Consider the following 22,552-nt stretch of genomic DNA (forward strand, 5'->3'; position numbering starts at 1 on the left):
CACCCTTTCCCGGCTTGTCCTCTCACTTTAACGTATGGCCAAGCCGGAAAAGATAGAACCGTTTTTTGCCTAATGGGTGTAAGAGCCTGTATTGCTTTGATCAACTTGCCGGTGCAGCGCCGCGTTTAAGCCACTGGCCAATAAATTCGCCATATCGCCGATGAACGAATCGACCTCCTTTGGCGTCACCATTAAGTTATGACCAAGCGGAGCGAGCACTTCGTAAATGAGACGCCGCTTTTCTTCATCATCAAGCGTGCCGACCATGCCAAGAAACGCCGACCTCTCTTGCTGCGACGGCATATCTTGTTCCGTCAACTTCTTTTTGCGTCCAAACGTCCAGCCAGCCGGAGCGAGAGCGCTTGACGGCCGCTGACCTTCGCGCATCTCACGACCGAAATGTTTTAAAATGAAGTCAATCGTATCGCTTGTAATCGAGACGGCATCAACAACCGTCGGAACGCCGATCGAAATGACCGGGATGCCAAGCGTCTCATAGCTCAGTTCTTTCCGCTTGTTGCCGACTCCGGAACCAGGGTGAATGCCGGTGTCAGAAATTTGAATCGTCGCGTTGACACGTTCGATCGAGCGAGCCGCCAACGCGTCGATGACAATGACAAAGTCCGGCTTCGTTTTCTGAACGACGCCATGGATAATATCGCTCGTTTCAATACCGGTTGTCCCCATCACTCCCGGCGCAATGGCGCTGACCGGTCGAAATCCTTCTTCAACGCTTTCCGGCTGCAATTGAAACAAATGGCGAGTGACGAGCACGTTTTCAACCGTCAACGGCCCGAGCGCGTCAGGGGTGACGTTTTGGTTGCCGAGCCCAACGATAAGGCAGCTCGCTCCATCTGGAATGCGAAGCTGCTTGAAAAAAGCGCTCAGTTGCTCGGAAAAAATGCGCTGCACTTTTTGTTGCAATTCTGTGTTTTGTTCACGGATGCCTTGCGCTTCGATCGTCAAATAATGGCCTGGCTTTTTCCCAATTGACGCCGATCCTTGCTCCGTCACGTGTACATGCGACAACTTGACGCCATCGATCTCTTGATCGTGAATGATGACTCCCTCAATCGGCGACGCGCTTTCTCTTTTTTGCTGCAAGCGCTCCTCGACCGCGATCTCATGAGCTTCGATCGCCAAGTCGGTGCGCACCGAGTACATGCGTAAATCGAGCGGCTGTTCCATATCGTTCCTCCTCGTTCATGCCGTTTTCTTTTATTGTCGCCGCAATAGGACTCGATCATTCATGTTTCGTAAAGGATTTTCGCTTGAATCCTCTTGCATAATCAAAACACGTTTGATAGAATAACATTTGTTCTTCCTGTTGTTCACAGCGAGAATAGGAACGGTAATGGAGGTGAACGGACGTGGCTAACATTAAATCGGCGATCAAACGCGCGAAAACGAGCGAAAAACGTCGGGCTCACAACGCCTCGATGAAATCGGCTATGCGCACGGCGATCAAAAAATTTGAAGCGCTCGTTGAATTGAAAGACGTGGAAAAAGCGCAAGAAGCGTTCATTATCGCTTCGAAAAAATTAGACAAAGCCGCAAGCAAAGGCCTTATCCATAAAAATGCCGCTAGCCGGCAAAAATCGCGCTTAGCGAAAAAATTAAACAGCATCCAAGCTTCCTAATGAAAAACGACCTGGCGCCAGGTCGTTTTTTTGCTTCCTTAATGAAATGAATGAAGCCTCGCTAGTTAGTCCATGTCATCCAAGAGAAAACAAGCTTTGCTTATTGAGCGCACAGTGAAGGGCGCTGGCTTTTTTTATTGCCGACCGCCCCACCGCATAAGCAACAGCTCCACCGCCAAACGGCGATCCATCGCTCCGCTTTTCACTTCGTAATCCGCAGCGGCAAGTTCGTCAATCGCCTTGGCCAGCTCCTGCTCAGAAAAACGAGCTGCTTGACCAAGGGCGAGCTTGACGCGAAACGGGTGTACTTTCAGCGCTGAGGCGATTTGTGTCTGTCCATAGCCCGCTTGAGCGAGCCACTTCACTTGCGCCAACAGACGAAAATGGCCGGCGAGCAACGCCAAAATTTTGATCGGTTCTTCATTGTTTTCCAGCAAATCATAAAATGTCTGCAACGCCGCGGGAATGTTGCGCTTCGCTACTTGCTCGACAAGAGCGAACACATTTTCTTCCGGTGTGCGGGCGACAAGCTGCTCGACTGCCTCTGCCTCCACCGTTCCACCCGGCCCGGCAAACAAGGCTAGCTTATTGATTTCGTTCGCCAATGCGGCCAGCTGCGTTCCAGCTCGCCGCAAGAGTGCATCAATCGCTTCGTCGCTAATTTGCGCTCCTTGGCTCTCGATCCGTCGCCGCACCCAAGCGCGCAACTCCCCTTCAGCGAGCGAGGCGGCGACAACGACTTCGCTATGTTCTTTGGCGAGTTTTGTGATTTTTTTTCGCTCATCGAGCTTGTCATACGGTGCGAAAAAGACGACGATCGAAAACGGTGCCGGCGCTTTGAAGTACGCCTCAAGCTTCGCCAAATCGTGCTCGATCTCCTTGTCTTTTTCGGCTGTAAAAAAATACGGATGTTTAATAAGAATGACGCGCCGTTCCCCGAAAAACGGCACCGTTTCCGCCTCTTCAAGCGCCGCTTGTACCGGCGTTTCCTCGCAGTCGTACACCGCTAAGTTCCATTCGTGTTCTTCCTCCCCAAGCGCCGCCTTCACTAATCGCTCGTACGTTTCCTGTAATAAAAATGACTCGCTGCCATATAATAAATAAAGGGGAGAAAACCGCTGTTTTTCGATGTTTCCCCATACGCGTTCCAGCATGTTCCCTTCTCCATTCTCTAGCAAGATTCCCTGCTAGAAAGATACACCGTTTTTCGCCATTTTACAAGGGAACCGGCTGTCGAGAAAACCGGTTCCCCTTTATATAAACGCCGACCAATAAGTCCTAGGACCTTACTGGCCAGCGGGTTATTTTTATGTTTTCCCGGCCGTTTGAAAGTATTTGTGTCAACTGTTGTCAAGGAAGGAAAATGGACAAGCGGCGGTAGATTTTTTTATTGTTTTCGTCTATACTAAAAATGATTGCACGAGGAGGGGGAAAACGATGAACGTATTTGAAAAGGAAGTGCAAAGCAAACGGAATGACGCCGTCGATTCCGCCGTCGGTTTTATCGTATCGTTCGGCTTTTTCGCGACGATGTTCATCATCGCGACGCTGATCGAATTTTTCGGCCGGTAAAGGATTGCTTACATAAGCAATCCTTTCAGACTGTTGACAAAATGGGTTTCAGACGAATGTCTGAAACCCATTTTGTTCCATAAATAGACTATGTTTTCAAAAAAAGTGGGTAGGATGGGAAGCCATGCAAAGGAAAAGAAAGGGCGGTGCTTCGCCTTCCATAGGTAATTCGCCAGTTTTTTTAAATTCATGGCAGCACAAACAAGCATCGCCTGCGCCTCATTTTTTTCCAATCCCCGGTAATGCGTCCAGCGCAGACCATGCTTCTCTTTCATATCGGCGAAATCCCGTTCAATCGTCTCTTTTCGGAGGGCATAGAGTTCCCGGTATTCCGGAACATACCGCAAATGCTCTGCTTCTTCATAGTAGTCCTGCCATACGTGGCGAGTGACTACTTTGGTGTAGCTCTTGCTTTGCGTGCACTGATGAAGATACGGACAGCTTCGGCACACCGCCGGGTCCGATTTGTATTCCCGGTACCCTTCCCGATTCGTAGTAGAGTAAGATAGAACTTGATCATTGGGGCATAGATAACAATCAAAATATTCGTCATACACAAAATCTGATTTCCGAAAGAATCCATCTTTTGTTTTCGGGCGAGTGTACGGCCAAATCGGCTTTACCCCTTGTTCGAGTAAATACTTGGCAATGGCAGGAGTTTTATATCCTGCGTCTACACACACGGCTTCCGGACATGATTGGATTTCCCGTTTCACTCGTTCGAACAGCACAAAAAACGCTTGACTGTCATGGACGTTGGCTGCCGTCACGTAGGTCTGTAGAATCCATCCGTTGCGATCACAAGCTGTATGATACGAATAGGCAAACACTCGCTCCCGTTCATTTTTCACCAACAGTCCGCTCTCCGGATCCGTTTTGCTTACTTTTACTTCCCGTTTTTTTTTTTCTCAGATGGCAACGGCGATTTTCCATGAGCGATCCGATCCCGTTCGATTTCTTTTTCGAGTTCCTGTTGGTAGGCTTTGGCTTCGACTTCTGCCATTTCCGTTGTAAACTTCTTTTTATTGGCGCTTGCTTTGACATGAGTGGAGTCTACGTACAAGACACTCGAATCTACCAATCCGTGTTCAAAGGCTTCTTTTAAAATCCGTGAAAAAATTTGATGGAATACATCCGTTCCAGCGAAACGACGCGCATAGTTTTTACTTGGCGTCGAGTGATGAGGAACGGGATCATGAAGACTAAGTCCTAAAAACCAACGGTAGGCGACGTTGGTTCGGATTTGTTCGACGGTTTCACGCATGGAGCGAATCCCAAATACATACTGAATCAAATACATTTTAAACAACATCACTGGATCAATGCTCGGACGTCCATGATCAGGAGAGTAGAGATCTTTCACCACATCATAGATAAAAGAAAAATCAATGGCCGCATCCAGCTTTCTTACCAAGTGATCCTCTGGAACCAGATCATCCAGTTTCACCGTGGTTTCGGTATAGCGCCCATCTTCTTGGTGTGGCCGAAGCATCGTTCCTTTCCTCCATTTCTCCCTCGTCTTACCTTCATAATAAAACAGCTTGTCGACTTTGTCGACAAGCTGAAAGGATTGCTTACATAAGCAATCCTTTTTTCTTTTTGTATGATATGCTATGGTTTGATCGACCGAAAGGTTCCACTTTTTTTACGCACTATATACTATGGTTTCATCACTTGAAAGGTTCCGCTTGTTCTATCGTAAAGATAACGAATGGCGCCATTTTCATCTGTCCGCCAAATGACCGCCCCCTGTTGCTTCAGACGTGCCAGCACATCCGGAGACGGATGGCCGTAACGGTTGGAGCGGCCGACAGAAATAATGGCCACCCGCGGTTTCACCGCCTGCAAAAACATCTCTGTTGTCGATGTTTTACTGCCATGGTGGGCAACTTTTAGCACATCGGCGCGCAAATGCGGATATATGCCAATGAGCGCCTGTTCCGCTTCCTTCTCAATGTCCCCGGCAAACAGCCACGTCAAGCCGCCAAGACGGGTGAACAAAACGAGCGAGCCGTTATTGTCGTCCTGATTGCCCACTTCCGGGTGAATCACGGCAAATGTCATGCCGTCTTCCTCCCACCGTTTCCCTTGCGACGCAGCGGCAACCGGTACGGAAAACGGGCGCGCCATCGCCTGAATGGCCGGCAACGCTTTTGGGCTTGTGATGATTTCTTTGACGCGCACCGCTTTTAGCACCTCAGGAGCCGCCCCGATATGGTCAGCGTCATCATGCGTGAGAATGAGCTTGTCGATCGTCCTTACCCCTTGCGCTTTTAAAAACGGGACAACGACATCGCGGCCCACCGAAAACGGCCGTTTTCGCTCGCGCCATCGTTCTCCCTTTATTTTCGGCGTTCCGCCGGTGTCGATAAGGTAAATGGCTTTCCGGTGAGGGAGCTCAATGTAGAGGCAGTCGCCTTGGCCCACATCTAACACCGTCACCTCCCCTTTCGGATCAACGTACGGACTGACAAGCTGAAGCACCATCGCCATGGCCACCGCCGCCAACCCACGAAACAGCTGTCCACGTTCCCAAAGCAACAACGCAACGACGACCGCTGCGACATAAACAGCTAAGCACCATGGCTCGGGACGCCCGAGCACAATCGTCAATGGGTGATCAACGGAGAAAAAACGGACAACGTTGTTTGTGAGTTCAATGAGGCAGCTAAACAACCAAACGAGCGGAGGGAAAGGAAGGGCAGCAACAACAAACGCCAACGGCAAGATGACAAATGAGTACAAAGGGACAAACAAGACATTGAGCCCGACACTCCAAATGGAAAATTCATAAAAATGATAAAGCAAAATCGGCAACGCGGCGAGCTGAGCGGCAAGCGCTGTTTCGAACAGCCGCCCGATCATCGAACGGGCGGCGAGCGCCGGAAAATGAACAAGGAGAACAAACGTCACCGCAAACGACAGCTGAAAGCCAACATCCCACAACATGTATGGATCAAAGGCGAAAAGCGCGAGCGCAGTCCAACTTAATGCGTCAAGCGGATGGATCGTCCCTTTTTTCCATCCGACAGCAAGCACAATCATTCCCGTCATACAAGCGCGCAACACCGGCGGTGAGGCGCCCGCAAGCACCGCGTAAACAGGCAGCGCGGCCATTAAAGTTAGCACAGCCGCCTCGCGCGTCATCAAACGGATGGCTATGGCAAATACTGCGCTGACAAGCAAGGTGACATGGCCGCCAGAAATCGCCAACAGATGGATGAGCCCAAGCTGTTGATAGCCATCAAGCACCGAATCATCGAGCTGACGGCGTTCCCCATAAATCAGGGCAGCGGCAATGCCGGCTGCTTCCGGCGGAAGATGATCTTCTATGCGGCGAACGCCCGCTTCGCGAAGTGAAACAAGCTGCTCGATCATGGTCGGGCGGTCGCGTGCGCAGGCAGAAAGATCGATCTCCTCGGGGAAAAACAGCCAGTGGATGCGATGGAGACGTAAATAACGGCGGTAGTCAAACGCGTACGGATTGCTTGATGGCATCGGACGCTCAAGCGTCCCTGCAACGCGGCAAACGGTTCCGGGCACAAGGTGCGTTTGCAGCGCCTCTTTTTCCGCCGGCGTCCGAATCATATAACGAAGCTGCACCCGTTCCCGTCCCACTTTGACTGGAGCCTGCAGCCGGTCGCCATCAATCGTTGGCTGAGCGGAAAAGCGAATGAAAAACGTGTGGCGGCCGCCAGAAAGAGTCGTTTTGTTATGGTGGTCAACGATGAGAACATAGGCGAAAAAGAAGGTGGCTGCAGCTAAAGCCGGCACCAATAGATGCTTCCGGCGGAAGAAAAGGATAAGGAGATAGCCGACAAGGAGGAAAAATGCAGGTTTGGACAAAGAGGCAGCCGCAGCGGCCAAGAGCGCCGCCACGGCGATGTAAACGGCTTGCCCTTTCATGTTTCCCCTCCGCCGGAAAGTTGGGCAAACACATCCATCTTCAACGGCACTTGCACGAGGCGGACGCCGGCTTGGGCAAACAGTTCAAGGGCATACGGATGGTTTTTGTAATCTTGCGCATAATACACAGCGCGAATGCCGCTTTGAATAATCGCCTTACAGCAATGCAAGCAAGGAAAATGGGTGACATACATCTCGGCGCCTTCCGTCGGGACGCCAAACTTGGCGCATTGCAAAATCGCGTTCATTTCCGCGTGGATCGTTCGCACACAATGGCCATCAATGACGTAGCACCCTTCATCAATGCAATGGGCGCCACCGGCGATCGAGCCGTTATATCCACCGGCGATAATGCGTTTGTCGCGCACGATCGTCGCCCCGACCGCAAGCCTTGTACACGTGCTGCGCAGCGCCAACAAATGGCTTTGCGCCATAAAATATTGGTCCCATGTCATTCGTTCCATATCATGTCCCTCCGCTTGTCTCGATAATTTTAGTCTATCGGTCACCTAAAGCGCCGTCAATGCTGAAAAAAGTTGGTTATCATCGTTCCTCCCTCTGACTTTACGGCACAAGCAAATACGGCTTTAATTTTTCCAGCGTTTTTTCCCCGATGCCGTTGACCCGCAGTAAGTCTTCAACTCGTTGAAACGGCCCATGCTCTTCACGGTAGGCGATGATTGCTTTTGCCTTCGCCGGCCCAATGCCGGGGACTTGCATGAGTTCCTCTGCTGTCGCCGTATTGACCGCCACTTGCAGACCGCTCTCCGTTCCGGCTTCCGGCGCTGCCTCGACTGCTTCTGGTGCTGGCGCCGCTTCACCTTTCGCTGGCACGTAAATCATCATTTCATCGCGCACTTTAGCCGCTAAGTTGACTCTTGCCGCGTCCGCCTCTTCCGTCAATCCGCCCGCTCTGGCGATCACATCACGGACGCGGGCATCAGCCGGCATCTCGTACACCCCTGGTTTGACGACCGCTCCTTTGACATCAATGACAACGATTTTCGACGCCTCCATCCCTGCTTCCTCCGGTCTGGTGGTGTCCGTTTCAACTGCAGCCGGCAAGGCGACGGACTCCCCTTCGGCAGACGGGCGGCTGAACACCCATAGTCCTGCCACTCCAACAAACAGCACAAGCAATCCAGTTTTCCATCTTGCCTTAACTGCTTCCCACATCGCACTCGTCCTTTCTAAACGGAGTCATAAAATGAAGAAGATATTCATACATATCGAAAAGAGGGAGGAGGGGACTGCATATGAACATCGGCGTTATCGGCACGGGGAATATGGGAACGATTTTAATCGAAGCGCTTTTAGACTCCGGCGCTGTCCAAGCTGAACAGCTTATCATTACAAACCGTACGCTCGCAAAAGCGTTCAATATACAAAAAACATATCCCGGCATTACGGTCGCCGCCGATCCGTCTGAGACGGTCAAGCAGGCAGGCATCATCTTTTTATGCGTCAAACCGCTTGACATCTATCCGTTATTGCAGCAGCTGGCCCCCTATTGGACAAACGAGCATTGCCTCGTCTCAATTACAAGCCCGATTAACGTTAAGCAACTTGAAGCGGCCGTCCCTTGTCAAGTCGTGCGCGCCATTCCGAGCATCACGAACCGAGCGCTTTCCGGCAGCATCCTCGTTACCTTTGGATCGCGATGTTCAACAACTTGCCGGCAAACGATCAATGATCTACTTGGGCGCATCGCTACGCCAGTGTACATCGACGATACGATCACCCGCGTCGCTTCCGACATCGCAAGCTGCGGTCCAGCGTTTTTCAGCTATTTGCTGCAACGCTTCATCAATGCAGCGGCAGCGAAAACAGCCATCACGAAAGAACAAGCGATGTTGTTAGCGACCAATATGATCATCGGCCTCGGGGAATTGCTGAAACAAGATTTCTACACACTCCAAACGCTGCAGGAAAAAGTATGCGTCAAAGGTGGCATTACCGGTGAGGGCATTGCGGTCCTTGAACAGGAAATGGATGGAATTTTCGAAGAGTTGTTGACAAAAACACATCAGAAGTTTGACGAAGAGGTTGAGAAGATAAAGCAACAGTTTTTATAATTTATTATTCGCCAACTAGCCACAAAAATCCTGCTTCGTTCGACAAAAATAGACCCCAGCTTGTTCGGCTGGGGTTTTTGCGTTGCTTTGATCTTTTTCACTCTTCACTCTCATCGCTTCCGCGCCACAAAAAACAACCGCTCCGCCGTCTCGGTCGGGGGCGCATCCGTAAAATCGGCGGTCACCTCAAGCACTTCAAAGCCGGCCGCAGCAAGCCATTGCTCATAGACGGCGCGCTCGAACGTGCGCTGTTCGTGCCATTCGTCGAAGCGCTCGTAAAGATCGCCGCGACGGACAAAAAACGTCAGTTCATGACTGACGCTATGCGGCCATTCGAGTGGATGGCATATCCATATGTAGCTGATGTCCTCTCCGTGATCCGCAAACACGGCGTCACGGAACAAAACGTCCATTTTATAGACGGAATGGACATCAAACAAAAGCAGCCCATCGGCACCGAGCGCCCGGTAAACGGCGGAAAACGTCCGCTTCACATCGTCTTCGTCTGTCAAATAGTTCAGAGCATCACAAAAAATGAAGGCGCCGTCAAGATCGGAAAACCCGTCGAGTTCCGCCATGTTTTGTTCAAAAAACGGCACATGGATACCAGCTGCCTCCGCTTTCTCTTGAGCGATGACAAGCATATGCTCGGACACATCGACGCCGGATACTTGCCATCCGGCCTTCGCGAGGCGGATGGCAAGCTCTCCTGTCCCGCAGCCGATGTCGATCACCTGTCTACCGGGCCGTTGGGCATATCGGTCAAAGGCTCGTTCCACAAACGACTGCCACTGATCATACGGTGCCTCAGCCATAAGCGCGTCATACCAATCGGCAAAATGGGTATATGTCATGGCTGCAACACGGCCGCGACGTCTTCCGTCGGGGCGTCCCCCCAAAGCCGCTCGAGGTTGTAATACTCGCGCTCGTCTTTGGCAAACACGTGAGCGACGATGTCGCCCAAATCGACAAGCACCCATTTCGCTTCTTGGAATCCTTCGATCCGTTTGACCGTCAGGCCGTTTTCTTCCGCTTGATCTTGGATTTCGCGGGCGATTGCCTGCACTTGTTTGTCTGAGTTGCCATGACAAATGACAAAATAATCGGCGACAAGTGAAATGCCTTTCATGTTTAAGACGACGATATTTTCCGCTTTTTTATCATCCGCCGCGCGGACGACAAGCTGTAATGCTTCTTGTTCAGTCACCGACTTCATTCCCCCTTCACTTCGCGCACGAGTGAATTGTACGCATGAATCGTATCCGGATAAATGAGTTGCCCCTTCTCTAACAAAAAGGCGATCGTGTTTTTCACCGCCTGCAACAGCGCCCGGTTGAGATCTTCTTCCGCTAGGCGCCGTACGTCATCAACGCCGGGAAACCGCCGCCCTGGCTCAATATAATCGGCCAAATAAATGATTTTCTCAAGCAGCGTCATGCCAGCGCGGCCAGACGTATGATAACGAATGGCATCGAGCACTTCCGGGTCGTCAAGGCCGACTTCCGTTTGCACGAGATAGGCGCCAACGGGCGCATGCCACAATTCGCTATTGTACACGAGCAAATCGTTGGGCATATTTTGCGCTAAAATGAGTTGTTTCATTTCTTCAACTGGACGAAATTTCGCATAGTCATGAAAAATCGCCGCCAATTCTGCTTTTTTTACGTCAGCCCCATACCGTTCAGCGAGCTTAACAGCCGTCTCGACAACGCCAAGCGTATGCTCGTAGCGATGTTCCGTCAGCTGCTCTTTCACAATCCGCAACGCTTGTTCTCGCTCCATATAACCCCTTCTCCTCAATATAAAGTCTGACACCTTCCGGCACTAAATAGCGGATCGTTTGCCCGTTTTGTACTCGCTCGCGGATGAGCGATGACGATATGGCAAACTGCGGCACTTCCACCTCGATGACCGGATATGGCGTTTCCATCGAAAAGCCTGGACGTTTGACGCCAACAAACGTCACAAGCTCGATGAGCTCATCGATGCGGTGCCAGTTTGGCAAATATTCGACCATATCGGCACCGATGATAAAGTAAAATTCATCATCCGGATGCATCGCCGTAAGCTGTCGAATCGTATCGTACGTGTATGAAGGCCCTTCCCGTTCGAGTTCGATCGTCTCAATATGAAAACGTGGATGGCCGGCCACCGCCAACTCCAGCATGCGCAGCCGATCCTCGCTTCTTGTCACCTGCTCATTCTGCTTATGGGGAGGAATGCGGTTTGGCAGAAACCAAATTTGTGACAATTGAAGGGCATCAAGCACTTCATTAGCCATAATTAAATGGCCGTAATGCGGCGGATCAAACGTGCCGCCAAAAATCCCGATTTTTCCCATCTTCCTTCCCCCTGCCGTCTGCCTTGGCCGCACGGTTTCTTAGTCAGGCAGAACGATTTGTTTATGTTCTTTCGACTCTTTATACAAGACGATCGTATTACCGATCACTTGTACGAGCTCCGCTCCTGTTCCTTCAGCAAGCTGTTCGGCGACAACATCGCGATCTTCTTCACAGTTTTGCAAGACGCTCACCTTCAGCAGTTCGCGTGCCTCAAGCGCCGCAGCGATTTGCTCAGTCATCGCCTCCGTCACGCCACCTTTGCCAACTTGAAAAATCGGCTTTAAATGGTGGGCTTGCGCCCGTAAAAATCGTTTTTGTTTTCCCGTTAACATATGTTACCTCCTCAACTGATTGATGACAAGCTGTTTCATCCGATTGACATCCGGCCATTGGCCAGTCCATTTTTCAAAAGCGAGCGCCCCTTGGTACACGAGCATACCGACGCCGTTTTGCACGCGGGCGCCGCGCGCTTTCGCTTCCTTCAGCCATTTCGTTTCCAATGGATTGTAAATAATATCCGATACAACCGTTCCCGGCCGCATCTGTTGAAGGGAAAGCGGTTGTTCATCAACATGCGGATGCATGCCGACCGAAGTCGTATTGATAATAATATCATATTCAGCCAGCCGTCTCTCGGCCTCAGCAAGCGGGAAAAAAGTGGAGCGGCGCTCGTCCCCTTCACCGATAAGCCGCGCCGCTTTTTCCGCCGTTCGGTTAGCGATATCAATGCGCTCGGCTGCGGTCGACAGCAGCGAAAAATAAATACCGCGCGCCCCTCCGCCGGCACCGATGAGCAAAATCCGCTTGCCATCAAGATGGATATCCATTTCCTCTTCGAGCGCCTTAACGTATCCAGGTCCGTCCGTATTATAGCCGATAAGCCGGCCGCTGTCATTGACAATCGTGTTGACCGCCCCAATGCGGCGCGCATGCTCGTCCACTTCGTCCAAAAACGGAATGACTGCCATTTTATGCGGAATTGTCACATTCACCCCGGCGATACCGAGCGCCCGCACCCCGGCGATGGCTTCACCGACTTGCTCCGGGTTGACGGAAAACAAGTGATAGCGCGCCGAAATGCCGAAATAGGCAAACGCGTCATTATGCATGAGCGGTGACAGCGAGTGCTCAACCGGAAAACCGAGCAGCCCGTATACGTTTTCCATTTTTCTCCCCTCCCGTACTCGTTAAATCAACGACTGGCGAATAAACACATCGACTCCTTTAGGAGCATGGACGACGAGTTGGGCGCCCGGATCGTTGCACGTCACCCAGCCGAGCCCGGAAAAAACAATATCCATTTTTCGTTCCTTAACCGACAACGGGCGCGACACAAGCGGTGGAAACTCATCCGCATAGCGTTTGCTTGGCGGAGCGAGCAAGCTGCCAAGCTGGTTGGCATAAAGCGAGTCGGCTTTTTCAAGCTTTGTCCGATGAATCGTTAAGTCGTTGGCAACGTAACAGACGAACGAGCGGCGTCCACCTTTGACGTAATCAAGGCGGGCCAAGCCGCCGAAAAAGAGCGTTTGCCCTTCATTGAGCTGGTACACGCGCGGATGGATTTCCCGCTTCGGTGTAATGATTTTCAAATCACGTGCATCAACGAAATGCGCCATTTGGTGATGGTTGATAATGCCCGGTGTATCATACAGCGATGCCCCACCCTCAAGTGGAATTTCGATCATATCAAGCGTCGTTCCCGGGAAATACGAGGTTGTAATGACGTTCCCTTTGCCGGTCGCCTCTTTAATGATTCGATTAATGAACGTCGACTTGCCAACGTTAGTGCAGCCGACAACATAGACGTCCCTGCCCTCGCGGTAGCGATCGATCGTCTCCATGACACCCGTCATGCCTATCCCTTTCGCTGCACTGACAAGGCGAACGTCAATCGGGCGCAGCCCGAGCTCCTCAGCCATGCGGCGCATCCATTGCAACAGCTTCGGATATTTCACCGACCTTGGCAACAAATCGGCCTTATTGCCGACAAGCAAAATCGGATTGTTCACCGCAAACCGCGGCAAACCAGGAATCCAGCTGCCGTTGAAGTCAAAAATATCGACGATGTAAACGACAAGCGCCTTGGATTCCCCAATGCGGTGCAGCATATGCAAAAAATCGTTATCATCAAGCGGCACATCTTGGACTTCGTTGTAGTGTTTCAAACGAAAGCAACGCTGGCAAATGATTTCTTCCGTCTCTTTCTCAAGCACGCTTTTCGGCGCATACCCCGCCTTTTTCGGGTCTTCAAACTGGATGGCCGCCCCGCAGCCGATGCAACGCAGTTGTGGCTCCACAATCATTCCTCCCAGTAAATCATCCCTTTTTTCCGCATAGCATTTAAAATTTTCCGCTCTATTTTCCGATTAAGTCGTGTCCATATCCCGTCCGTCTGTGCGACCGGGACCACTAAAATCGTATTTAACCCAAGGCGGTTGCCGCCGAGCACATCGGTCAACAACTGATCGCCGATGACAACGACTTCCTCTTTTTTCAGCCCCATCATCTCCAACGCCTGCAAAAACGCGCGCGTCAGCGGTTTACGCGCTTCGAAAATGAACGGGATGTCGAGCGGTTCAGCAAACGACTGCACGCGTCGTTTATTATTATTCGATACGATGACGACCTTAATGCCCGCTCGCTTCATCGTCTCAAACCAAGCGGCTAGTTCTGGAGTCGCGCTTGGTCGATCCCATTCGACGAGCGTATTATCCAAGTCGGTGATGATCCCTTTTACCCCTTTTTTCTTCAGCTCGTCTGGCGTAATGTCGATCACCCGCTTGGCAAATTGGCTTGGCAAAAAGTAATGAAGCACATCGTCCACCTGCCTTTCGCTCTGCTTTTCCCATCATAGCGGATTTTCCCTCTCGTTTCAAAACAAAGTTTGCCAACCATCCGCGAAGTTGGCAAGGCAAAAAAGTTTTCGACAAATTTTGCACCTGCTGAATTGTGGATAACTGTTGCCCACATTATACACACAATAGCGATAAGGTCCTACTCACGTTATAAACATCTTTTCCACATGTTATCCACTGCCTTCTGTGGATAATAGAACGGTTGTTCTCGTTTGTAAATCGTGATACAGTGAAAGTAACCTACCATTATATGTATGGACTGCCTAACATATTCCTTCAAAAAGGAGGGAGAGCGCCGATGAAGCATTTGTCCGATGAACTGTTGATCGAATCATACTTCAAGGCGAAAGAACTCAATTTAAGTCCGGAATTCATCGAACTAATCGAAAAGGAAATCCAGCGCCGGTCATTGACTCATAAAATTAAATTGTCATCATAAACGAAGGGCCCTTGGGCTTTTTTTTGTTTGTCCAAACAGCCCGCGCCTAGCACCAATAGCCAAGGCGCTCGCCGACTTTAATCGGCATCGGCGGATGGATGCGCGGGTCGGGCGCAAAACTTCCTTGTTCAAACAACAGCACAACTGTCGAGCCGAACGAAAAATACGCCATTTCCTCCCCTTTCACCAACCGTTCTTCCTTATGGGTCAGCTCGATGCTGTTAACAAACATGGCGCCGATTTTGACAATTGCCATGCGCTTGCCGCCGGCCGTGACCTCTGTGATGAGACGATAATTTTTTTCGAGCGGCCGCCGCCCGTATTTTAAGCCGAGACGGTTGACCGGATATGACTTGCGGCCGAGCGACCACTGTTTTTCGATCACGCCAGATATTGGGCTATGAATGCGATGATAATGGCTTGGGCTCAAATACAGAATAAAAAAGAACCCGTTCACATACGGTTGCGCAGCTTCGGCACTGCCAAGCATCTCCGCAATCGAATACGGTTTCCCTTTGACAATTATTTCGCTGTTTTCTTGAATCGTCCCCATTTCTTCAATGATCGCATCAACCGGACTGACGATGGCATGTTCATCAGCATCAACCGGTCTTGTTCCGGCTTTGAGTCGGCGGACGAACAGTTGCTGCAATGTTTTATAATTTTTTAAGCTTTTTTCCATTTCTTCTTGGTTAATATGATAAATTTTCGCATACGATGGTATCAACAGTGCACTGAGACGCGATCGAGCAAACGAAGCGAGCAGCTTCGAGGAAAGCGAGTGATTAGTGAGCTCAATAAACAAACGATACAGCCATTTTCGCAAGTATGTCCCCTCCAGTTATACAGCATCTCTAGTTGTTACTACCTTTCATATTACCGTCAAAATGAGTATAATGGTAGTAGAATTTTCTTTTTGTGTTTTCTGTTGACAAAGGAGTGAGGAAAGTTGTTCTTATCGGATTATTTAGATTATACGTTAAAAAAGTTAAAAGCAAACATGGCTAATATTTTGACGATGACGAACTTATCACTTGGTGGATTTTCTATCTTAACTTCGCTAAACGGGCAGCTTCACATGAGCGTGCTTCTCATTTTTTTAGCGGCATTTGTCGACCGCTTTGACGGCGCTGTCGCCCGCAAGCTGAACATCGAATCTGAGCTCGGCAAACAGCTCGACTCGATGAGCGACATTGTTTCCTTTGGCGTCGCTCCTGCCTTGCTAATGTACAAAGCCTTGTTCTATGAATTCGGTGCCCCGGGAGCGGTGTTCACCATTTTGTACATCGCTTGCGGCGCTTTCCGCCTCGCCCGCTTTAACATCACAGAGAACAACGGCTATTTCGCCGGGCTTCCGATTACAGCGGCCGGAGTACTGATGACGTTAGGCTATTTGGCCATTCCGTACTTTCCACCGCATTCGTTTATGTTTCTAGCACTAATCTTATCGTTCTTAATGGTCGGGACATTTAAACTAAAAAAAATGTAACCATCGCCGAAGCCGCCCAATCCATTGGCATATGGATTGGGCTTTTTTTACGCCCAAAGTCACACTTTTTTCCCTTTTCAACCTTCTCTATTCAGTATATGATAAATATGGTTTCTTCATAAAACAAAAGAAACATAGATCTTTTGTACTGAAAGAGCGGGGGGATCAATTTGGATAAAACATCAGTCGTCGGTGTCATCCTTGGCGTGATCGCGGTCGGACTCGGGATGTACTTTAAAGGCGTAGCGCTATCTGTGTTAATCAATCCGGCCGCCCTTTTAATTATTTTTGTCGGGACGGTCGCTGCAGTTACGATCGCTTTTCCAACACGAGAAATTAAAAAAGTGCCGAAGCTGTTGAAAATCATTTTTACCGAACCGGCCATTCCAACGGTCGAACAGCTCATTCCGATGTTCGTCGACTGGGCGAACATCGCCCGCCGCGAAGGACTGCTGGCGCTTGAGGCGAAGTTGGACGACATCGATGACCCATTTTTACGCAATGGGCTCAGCATGGCGATCGACGGACAGACGCAAGAGTTCATTCGCGACGTAATGACGGAAGAAATTGCGGCTATGGAAGAGCGACATGAAGCGAATGCCGCCATTTTTACGCACGCCGGCACATATGCGCCGACGCTCGGGGTGCTTGGTGCTGTCATTGGCTTGATTGCTGCGCTTGGAAATATGGAAAATATTGCTGAGCTCGGACAAGCAATCAGCGCGGCATTTGTAGCGACACTGCTCGGGATTTTTAGCGGCTACGTGCTTTGGCATCCGTTCGCCAACAAATTGCGGCGGAAATCAAAAGAAGAAGCGAAAGTGCGCTACATCATGATCGAAGGAGTGCTGTCCATTTTGGAAGGACAAGCTCCGCGCATGATCGAGCAAAAACTCGCTTCGTATTTGTCGGAAAGCGAGCGGCGTCAAGTGCTAACACAAGGGGAAACGGTCAATGGGTAAGAAGAAAAAAAACAGGCGCAGCGAGCATATGAATGACTCATGGCTGATTCCATACGCGGATTTACTGACACTGCTACTTGCTTTGTTCATCGTCTTGTTTTCGAGCAGCCAGATTGACCAAAAAAAATTTCAAAAAATCGCGAGCTCCTTCAGCAGCGCCTTTACCGGCGGAAACGGCGTCCTTGATTTTCCAAACCCGGTGGAACCAATCACTCCACCGGCGGCCCAAGATGAGCAAGGGCAGGAACGGGAAAAGCAGCCCTCTCCGGCTATGAGCCAGAAAGAAAAAGAAGGGCTGGCACAGGTGAAAGAAAAGATCGACGTCTACATTCAAGAAAACAAGCTCGGTGGAAAACTGCAAACGTCGTTGACTGAGGAAGGGCTCGCCATTACGATTTTAGACGATATTTTATTCGACTCCGGCAGTGCGGAAGTGCGTATGAAAGACCGCCGCTTGGCATCGGAAGTAGCCGCCTTGCTTGTTATGAACCCGCCGCGGAACGTGATCATCAGCGGCCATACGGACAACGTGCCGATCCATAACGCCCAGTTTGCTTCGAACTGGGAACTGAGCGTCATGCGCGCCGTCAACTTTATGAAAGTGCTGCTTGAAAACAAACAGCTTGATCCGCGCTACTTCAGCGCGAAAGGGTACGGCGAATACAAGCCGATCGCTTCAAATGAAACAGCTGCCGGACGGATGAAAAACCGGCGCGTGGAAATTTTGATTTTGCCGCGCACTGAGTTCAATCATTCACAAATGCCTTCCGAGTAAAAGACCGCCACCCATCAAGGCGGTCTTTTCGCTTTCCATCAGCTGTAGCTGATCCGCTGCCGCAGGTTCCCATGCGCCTTTCCCAAAATGTATAAGACGGCAACCAAAAACGGTTGCCTTTGCATTCCTCATTGATAGAACAAGCCGGTTTTTCACCGGCTTGTTTATAGTTTAATCGTCCATTTAATAACTCCTGCTTTGACGAGCGTCTCCACTAAAATCACAATGACTGGCCCAATAAACGCCCCTAGCAAGCCAAGTATCTGAAAGCCGAGGTAGACACTGACGAGCGCCGCCAGTGGTGAAATGCCCAAATTCGTGGAAAACACTTTCGGTTCGATGATCCGACGCACAACGGTAATGATGACAAACAGCACAATCAGTCCAATACCGAGCCCAGTGCTGCCGTTGATGATGCTAATAATCCCCCATGGAACGAGCACCGAACCAGTTCCTAAAATCGGCAAAATATCGACAACGACGATGATGAATGCCATTAAAGCAGCATAATCAACGCCCAATATTAACAGGCCGGCCAGCGCAAGGAAAAACGTAACTAAACTGAATAAAAACTGAGCTTTAATAAAGCCAACTCCCGCCTTGCTCAACTGACTGACGACCATTGAAAGCCGTTGATGAGTACGCTCTGACAAATAACGTCTGATTCCTTGTTTCAACTGTGGCAAATCGAGACAAATAAGAAAAAGGGCGACTAAATAGACTAAAAAGTGAATAAAAAATGCCGGAATGGCGGCAATATAATGAACAAGCGACTGTGTCAGATTCGTCGCAAACGACAGCAGCATTTGTTGCACCGTATTGACGCTGCGCTCCAACGAATCAATGATTTCTTGAGGAATCGAACTCGAATACGACTGCCATGTTTGGATGAGTTCGTCAAGCACTTTCGTCGCCTCGCTAAATACGTAAGGAAGCTTCTGCGAAAGTGCCATCACCTGTTGAACGAGAATGACGATTAAAAAGTAAAGTGAAAACCCGACGATCACTAAAAATAGCGTAAAAATGGCCGTCACAGCATGTACGCGTTTCAGCCGATAATTCTCTTGCAAGCGGCGAATGGACGGCTCTAACAGAAGGGCAGTGGCAAGCGCCAATAGAAGCGGTACGCTATATGGCAACAGCCATAATACAAAAGCGAGCAAAAGTACGATGATGATCCAACGTCTCACGTTCGTCCCTCATTTAATCAAAAATTTAGTGAAATGCCATTTCATTATAAATATAGCGGACAGTCTTCAAGACGGCAACTATTTTTTCCTTATCACCGTTTTTTGAAAAGAAACAAAAAAAGCGGCTCCCCATTCAGCCGCTTTTTCAGTTAGGCGCTTTGCCGCAACTCTTCCAAATATTGTTTTCCTTGCTCTTCGTCATATTGCCCTTCCCATTTCGACATAATGACAGCTGCTAGCGCGTTGCCGACAACGTTCACAGCTGTGCGCGCCATATCTAAAATGCGGTCAATACCAGCGATAAACGCCAGCCCTTCAACTGGAATGCCGACCGTGCCAAGCGTCGCCAGCAAGACGACGAATGAAACACCCGGAACGCCGGCAATGCCTTTTGAGGTGACCATCAAAACAAGCACGAGCGAAATTTGCTGTGAAATCGGCATGTCGATGCCATACAACTGGGCGATAAAAACAGCTGCCAACGCCTGGTACAGCGTCGAGCCGTCTAAATTAAACGAATAACCAGTTGGTACGACAAATGACGTAATGGCTTTCGAGCATCCGAATCTCTCCATTTTTTCTATGATTTTTGGCAGCACCGTTTCGGAGCTCGACGTGCTATACGCCAATACGAGTTCATTTTTCAAAATTTTAATAATATGAAAAATATTTATGCCCATCAATTTTGCCACGCCACCGAGCACAACAAGCACAAAAAATGCCATAACTCCATAAACGAGCACGACGAGTTTGCTGAGCGGAAGAAGTGAAGCGACCCCAAACTTCGATACCGTCACACCGATGAGCGCAAAAACACCGAACGGCGCGAACTTCATCACTTGGTTTGTCACGTAAAACATCGCTTCCGCGGTGCCCTGGAAAAAGTGAAGCACCGGCTTTCCTTTTTCGCCGATCGCTGCCACGCCCAACCCGAACATGACCGAGAAGAAAATGATCGGCAGTATATTGCCGTTCGACAGTTCCTCAAACAAGTTTTTCGGCACAATGTTAACAAACGTTTCCACCATCGAGTGGTGCTGCACTTCGTTTGCCGTATCAATGTATGATTGAATATCTGTTTTCTCGAGCGACTTCATATTGACACCAGCGCCTGGCTGGAACACATTCGCTGCCAAGAGGCCGACGACAATTGCAATCGTCGTGATGATCTCAAAATAAATAATCGTTTTTCCGCCCAATTTCCCGAGCTTTTTCACATCACCGACATTGGCGACGCCTACAATTAAACTCGAGACGACAATCGGAATGACGATCATCTTAATTAAACGGAGAAAAATATCTCCGACCGGCTGCAAATACGTCGCTACTTTAGGATTTCCGTAAAAAATAGCTCCGACGACAATCCCGAGAATAAGGCCGATAAAAATTTGCCAAGCTAGTCCGATTTTCCGCAACGTTTTTCGCCTCCTTTAGACAAAATTAGACAAAAACAGACAAAATTATTTTACTTTTAAAAACAAAACTTGTCAATGTTTTTGGATGAAACCGCTTTGCTACGCAATATTAGAGATAGATTTTATTTTTTCAGAATAATTTTTTAATTTCTCTATTAAAAACAAACAAAAAAAGGTGTCTTAAAAGAGAGTAAGACACCCTTTTTCACCACTATTATATAATATATGAACACCGAGTACTTCTGCAAGACTATATCTGGTATCAATATGAAAGCTAGGCACCTTTTAGGACGGCCCTCTCTCCTTCTTTATGGCCGCCGTTTTTCTTTTTCTTGCCGGTAAAACTCGTGAAACATTTTCATTAATGCCCGTTTTTCGATGCGCGAGACATAACTTCTTGAAATACCGAGCTCTTTGGCGATTTCACGCTGTGTTTTCTCACGTTGCCGGCCAAGGCCAAACCGGTTGACGATCACTTCTTTTTCCCGCTCGTCAAGCACACTGATGTATTTTTTTACTTGTTCAAGCTCCATGTTCAGCTGGATTTCATCGACGATGTCTTGCCCTTCCGATTTTAAAATATCAAGCAGGCTAATTTCATTCCCTTCTTTGTCTTGACCGATCGGTTCATGGAGGGAAACGTCTTTGCGCGTTTTTTTCAACGAACGCAAGTGCATAAGTATCTCGTTTTCAATACAGCGGGCCGCATATGTCGCCAGTTTCGTCCCTTTATTTGGTGAATAGCTCTCAATCGCTTTGATCAGCCCGATCGTGCCAATGGAAATTAAATCTTCTACTTCCTCTCCAGTATTTTCAAACTTTTTGACAATATGGGCGACAAGGCGTAAATTATGTTCGATGAGCCGGTTGCGAGCCTGTTCATCACCTTTTGCCATCAACTCCAAATATTTTTCCTCTTCTTTGGGGCTTAACGGCTGGGGAAACGCATTGTTTTTAATGTACGAGACGAGAAACGTCAGCTCTTTCAACAAAAACGCAAACGCCGAAAAAATGCCGGACATGCTCTCACCCCCGCCTGCTGTCATCGGCGGAAACCGCCCTACCGTATGTATATGCAGAGGTGCGGTTGTCCGTGTCTAGACAAAAAAATTCAGCCGACCCTGAAAGAAGCCGGCTGTGAACAAATGTATCACCTATGTCAATGAACAAAATGCAACTCGTTCTGTTGGTTTCCCCTCCATTACAGACGAAGCTCACTCTCATTACACTTCTGCTTCAACGCTTACTTCAGCAGCGACAACAAACGCAATGGACGCTGTAATGACAAGTGACATGATGATGGCGAACATCCCTGTTCCCTCCTTGGCTTCCTACTTTATTTTTATTTTACCAAAGAAGACGAGGAACGCTTCCGCCACATTTTGAACAATTGGTGAAACTCTATCGTCAGCAACAACACGCGGAGCACCGGTTACACCCCTTCAGCGTGAGTCAAGTCGAATTGCCCTTCTGTTCCATCCACATGATAAGCCACGCCGGTACCATTAACATGAATCTTCTCCCCTTTCATCCTCATTTTTTAAAACACCCGTTGATGGACAGAACATTTACGGTCAAGCAATTCCTCCTCAGCCGCACGCGCGAACCGCTCCTCTTCAATGCTCCGCTTCCGCGGCTTTCTCCTCTCGATCGTGATCGTGATAAAAAACAAATGAATCGTCATGTCCGCTCACCTCCTTTCTATGCAAAAAACCGCAGAAGGAAGACGCTTCTGCGGCTAAGAATACAAAAAGCCGCAGAAAACGAGACTACTCCCCTTCTGCGGCCCGATTGCTGTTTGTTGTTAACGGTGCACGTTCATTCCCGATCGGCGGAAGGTCGAATAGCCTTTTGATTGAAAGAATACATCGATTTTGTCCCCATCATCATCA

At 49.4% G+C, this 22,552-nt stretch carries 25 protein-coding genes and 1 pseudogene; 7 read left to right on the plus strand and 19 right to left on the minus strand.

The window, feature by feature from the left end:
• Positions 1-69: 69 nt before the first annotated feature.
• Positions 70-1,188, minus strand: a complete 1,119-nt coding sequence (gene gpr / locus NSQ22_RS13150) for a GPR endopeptidase (protein WP_008879926.1) — start codon at positions 1,186-1,188, stop codon at positions 70-72.
• A gap of 182 nt (positions 1,189-1,370) precedes the next feature.
• On the opposite strand from gpr, the gene rpsT reads away from it, so the two are divergent.
• Positions 1,371-1,640, plus strand: a complete 270-nt coding sequence (gene rpsT / locus NSQ22_RS13155; protein WP_008879927.1) for a 30S ribosomal protein S20 — start codon at positions 1,371-1,373, stop codon at positions 1,638-1,640.
• 134 nt (positions 1,641-1,774) lie between these two features.
• On the opposite strand, the gene holA is transcribed toward rpsT, so the two are convergent.
• Positions 1,775-2,794: a DNA polymerase III subunit delta gene (holA, locus tag NSQ22_RS13160; protein ID WP_011887844.1), complete on the minus strand. Its 1,020-nt coding sequence runs from the start codon at positions 2,792-2,794 to the stop codon at positions 1,775-1,777.
• 283 nt (positions 2,795-3,077) lie between these two features.
• On the opposite strand from holA, the gene NSQ22_RS13165 reads away from it, so the two are divergent.
• Positions 3,078-3,212, plus strand: coding sequence for a YqzM family protein (locus NSQ22_RS13165; protein ID WP_008879929.1), 135 nt, complete (start codon positions 3,078-3,080; stop codon positions 3,210-3,212).
• 8 nt (positions 3,213-3,220) lie between these two features.
• Here the strand turns inward: NSQ22_RS13165 and NSQ22_RS13170 are convergent.
• From NSQ22_RS13170 to NSQ22_RS13185, 4 genes and pseudogenes are all read right to left on the minus strand, one after another.
• Positions 3,221-4,704: pseudogene (locus tag NSQ22_RS13170) on the minus strand (IS1182 family transposase).
• Positions 4,705-4,871: 167 nt separating this feature from the next.
• Positions 4,872-7,118 (minus strand): DNA internalization-related competence protein ComEC/Rec2, encoded by a 2,247-nt coding sequence (locus NSQ22_RS13175; protein WP_100660267.1) that lies wholly within the window; start codon positions 7,116-7,118, stop codon positions 4,872-4,874.
• Positions 7,115-7,582: a ComE operon protein 2 gene (locus NSQ22_RS13180; RefSeq protein ID WP_008879931.1), complete on the minus strand. Its 468-nt coding sequence runs from the start codon at positions 7,580-7,582 to the stop codon at positions 7,115-7,117. Before NSQ22_RS13180 ends, NSQ22_RS13175 begins: the two co-directional genes overlap by 4 nt.
• 100 nt (positions 7,583-7,682) lie before the next feature.
• Positions 7,683-8,294: a helix-hairpin-helix domain-containing protein gene (locus NSQ22_RS13185; protein WP_011887847.1), complete on the minus strand. Its 612-nt coding sequence runs from the start codon at positions 8,292-8,294 to the stop codon at positions 7,683-7,685.
• 80 nt (positions 8,295-8,374) lie between these two features.
• Here NSQ22_RS13185 and comER point away from each other — a divergent pair, with 80 nt between their 5' ends.
• Complete coding sequence (gene comER, locus NSQ22_RS13190; RefSeq protein WP_008879933.1) at positions 8,375-9,193, plus strand: late competence protein ComER; 819 nt, start codon at positions 8,375-8,377, stop codon at positions 9,191-9,193.
• A 110-nt stretch (positions 9,194-9,303) separates the two neighbouring features.
• On the opposite strand, the gene NSQ22_RS13195 is transcribed toward comER, so the two are convergent.
• The 8 genes from NSQ22_RS13195 to NSQ22_RS13230 are packed head-to-tail and all read right to left on the minus strand — an operon-like array spanning position 9,304 to position 14,350.
• A complete protein-coding gene (locus NSQ22_RS13195) occupies positions 9,304-10,047 on the minus strand; it encodes a class I SAM-dependent methyltransferase (RefSeq protein ID WP_011887848.1) in 744 nt (247 codons plus the stop codon).
• A complete protein-coding gene (rsfS, locus tag NSQ22_RS13200) occupies positions 10,044-10,400 on the minus strand; it encodes a ribosome silencing factor (RefSeq protein ID WP_008879935.1) in 357 nt (118 codons plus the stop codon). Before rsfS ends, NSQ22_RS13195 begins: the two co-directional genes overlap by 4 nt.
• Positions 10,401-10,405: 5 nt before the next feature.
• Positions 10,406-10,975 carry a bis(5'-nucleosyl)-tetraphosphatase (symmetrical) YqeK gene (yqeK, locus tag NSQ22_RS13205; RefSeq protein WP_008879936.1) on the minus strand — a complete coding sequence of 190 codons (570 nt, stop codon included), beginning with the start codon at positions 10,973-10,975 and terminating at the stop codon, positions 10,406-10,408.
• Positions 10,884-11,534, minus strand: a complete 651-nt coding sequence (locus tag NSQ22_RS13210) for a nicotinate-nucleotide adenylyltransferase (protein WP_011887850.1) — start codon at positions 11,532-11,534, stop codon at positions 10,884-10,886. The genes yqeK and NSQ22_RS13210 overlap by 92 nt, the downstream gene beginning before the upstream one ends.
• Before the next feature lie 39 nt (positions 11,535-11,573).
• Entirely contained in the window at positions 11,574-11,867 is a 294-nt protein-coding gene (yhbY, locus tag NSQ22_RS13215) for a ribosome assembly RNA-binding protein YhbY (RefSeq protein WP_008879937.1), read from the minus strand.
• A gap of 3 nt (positions 11,868-11,870) precedes the next feature.
• A complete protein-coding gene (gene aroE, locus NSQ22_RS13220; protein WP_011887851.1) occupies positions 11,871-12,701 on the minus strand; it encodes a shikimate dehydrogenase in 831 nt (276 codons plus the stop codon).
• Positions 12,702-12,722: 21 nt separating this feature from the next.
• Positions 12,723-13,832 (minus strand): ribosome biogenesis GTPase YqeH, encoded by a 1,110-nt coding sequence (gene yqeH / locus NSQ22_RS13225; RefSeq protein ID WP_029760684.1) that lies wholly within the window; start codon positions 13,830-13,832, stop codon positions 12,723-12,725.
• Positions 13,833-13,834: 2 nt separating this feature from the next.
• Positions 13,835-14,350 (minus strand): YqeG family HAD IIIA-type phosphatase, encoded by a 516-nt coding sequence (locus tag NSQ22_RS13230; protein WP_008879940.1) that lies wholly within the window; start codon positions 14,348-14,350, stop codon positions 13,835-13,837.
• 338 nt (positions 14,351-14,688) lie between these two features.
• On the opposite strand from NSQ22_RS13230, the gene NSQ22_RS13235 reads away from it, so the two are divergent.
• The gene (locus NSQ22_RS13235) at positions 14,689-14,829 is read left to right on the plus strand and encodes a sporulation histidine kinase inhibitor Sda (RefSeq protein WP_008879941.1); all 141 of its coding nucleotides are present in this window, start codon (positions 14,689-14,691) and stop codon (positions 14,827-14,829) included.
• A 46-nt stretch (positions 14,830-14,875) separates the two neighbouring features.
• On the opposite strand, the gene NSQ22_RS13240 is transcribed toward NSQ22_RS13235, so the two are convergent.
• The gene (locus NSQ22_RS13240) at positions 14,876-15,655 is read right to left on the minus strand and encodes a phosphatidylserine decarboxylase (RefSeq protein ID WP_008879942.1); all 780 of its coding nucleotides are present in this window, start codon (positions 15,653-15,655) and stop codon (positions 14,876-14,878) included.
• A gap of 123 nt (positions 15,656-15,778) precedes the next feature.
• Between NSQ22_RS13240 and pssA the strand changes: the two genes are divergently transcribed.
• The 3 genes from pssA (at position 15,779) to motB (ending at position 18,055) form a co-directional block, all read left to right on the plus strand.
• Positions 15,779-16,318, plus strand: a complete 540-nt coding sequence (gene pssA / locus NSQ22_RS13245; protein WP_008879943.1) for a CDP-diacylglycerol--serine O-phosphatidyltransferase — start codon at positions 15,779-15,781, stop codon at positions 16,316-16,318.
• Between the two features lie 170 nt (positions 16,319-16,488).
• Complete coding sequence (gene motA / locus NSQ22_RS13250; protein WP_008879944.1) at positions 16,489-17,280, plus strand: flagellar motor stator protein MotA; 792 nt, start codon at positions 16,489-16,491, stop codon at positions 17,278-17,280.
• On the plus strand, positions 17,273-18,055 hold the full coding sequence (gene motB, locus NSQ22_RS13255; protein WP_011887858.1) for a flagellar motor protein MotB: 783 nt from the start codon (positions 17,273-17,275) through the stop codon (positions 18,053-18,055). The genes motA and motB overlap by 8 nt, the downstream gene beginning before the upstream one ends.
• 164 nt (positions 18,056-18,219) lie before the next feature.
• Here the strand turns inward: motB and ytvI are convergent, their stop codons facing one another.
• The 4 genes from ytvI to NSQ22_RS13275 all read right to left on the minus strand — a co-directional run bounded on the left by ytvI (position 18,220) and on the right by NSQ22_RS13275 (position 22,344).
• The gene (gene ytvI / locus NSQ22_RS13260) at positions 18,220-19,245 is read right to left on the minus strand and encodes a sporulation integral membrane protein YtvI (RefSeq protein ID WP_327993477.1); all 1,026 of its coding nucleotides are present in this window, start codon (positions 19,243-19,245) and stop codon (positions 18,220-18,222) included.
• A 149-nt stretch (positions 19,246-19,394) separates the two neighbouring features.
• On the minus strand, positions 19,395-20,660 hold the full coding sequence (locus tag NSQ22_RS13265; RefSeq protein WP_339263612.1) for a cation:dicarboxylase symporter family transporter: 1,266 nt from the start codon (positions 20,658-20,660) through the stop codon (positions 19,395-19,397).
• A 308-nt stretch (positions 20,661-20,968) separates the two neighbouring features.
• Complete coding sequence (gene sigK, locus NSQ22_RS13270; RefSeq protein WP_008879948.1) at positions 20,969-21,682, minus strand: RNA polymerase sporulation sigma factor SigK; 714 nt, start codon at positions 21,680-21,682, stop codon at positions 20,969-20,971.
• Between the two features lie 518 nt (positions 21,683-22,200).
• Complete coding sequence (locus NSQ22_RS13275; protein ID WP_008879949.1) at positions 22,201-22,344, minus strand: YrzI family small protein; 144 nt, start codon at positions 22,342-22,344, stop codon at positions 22,201-22,203.
• Positions 22,345-22,552: the final 208 nt, after the last annotated feature.

Origin of the sequence: Geobacillus sp. FSL K6-3411 (assembly GCF_037965715.1) — a bacterium.
GTDB lineage: Bacteria > Bacillota > Bacilli > Bacillales > Anoxybacillaceae > Geobacillus > Geobacillus thermodenitrificans.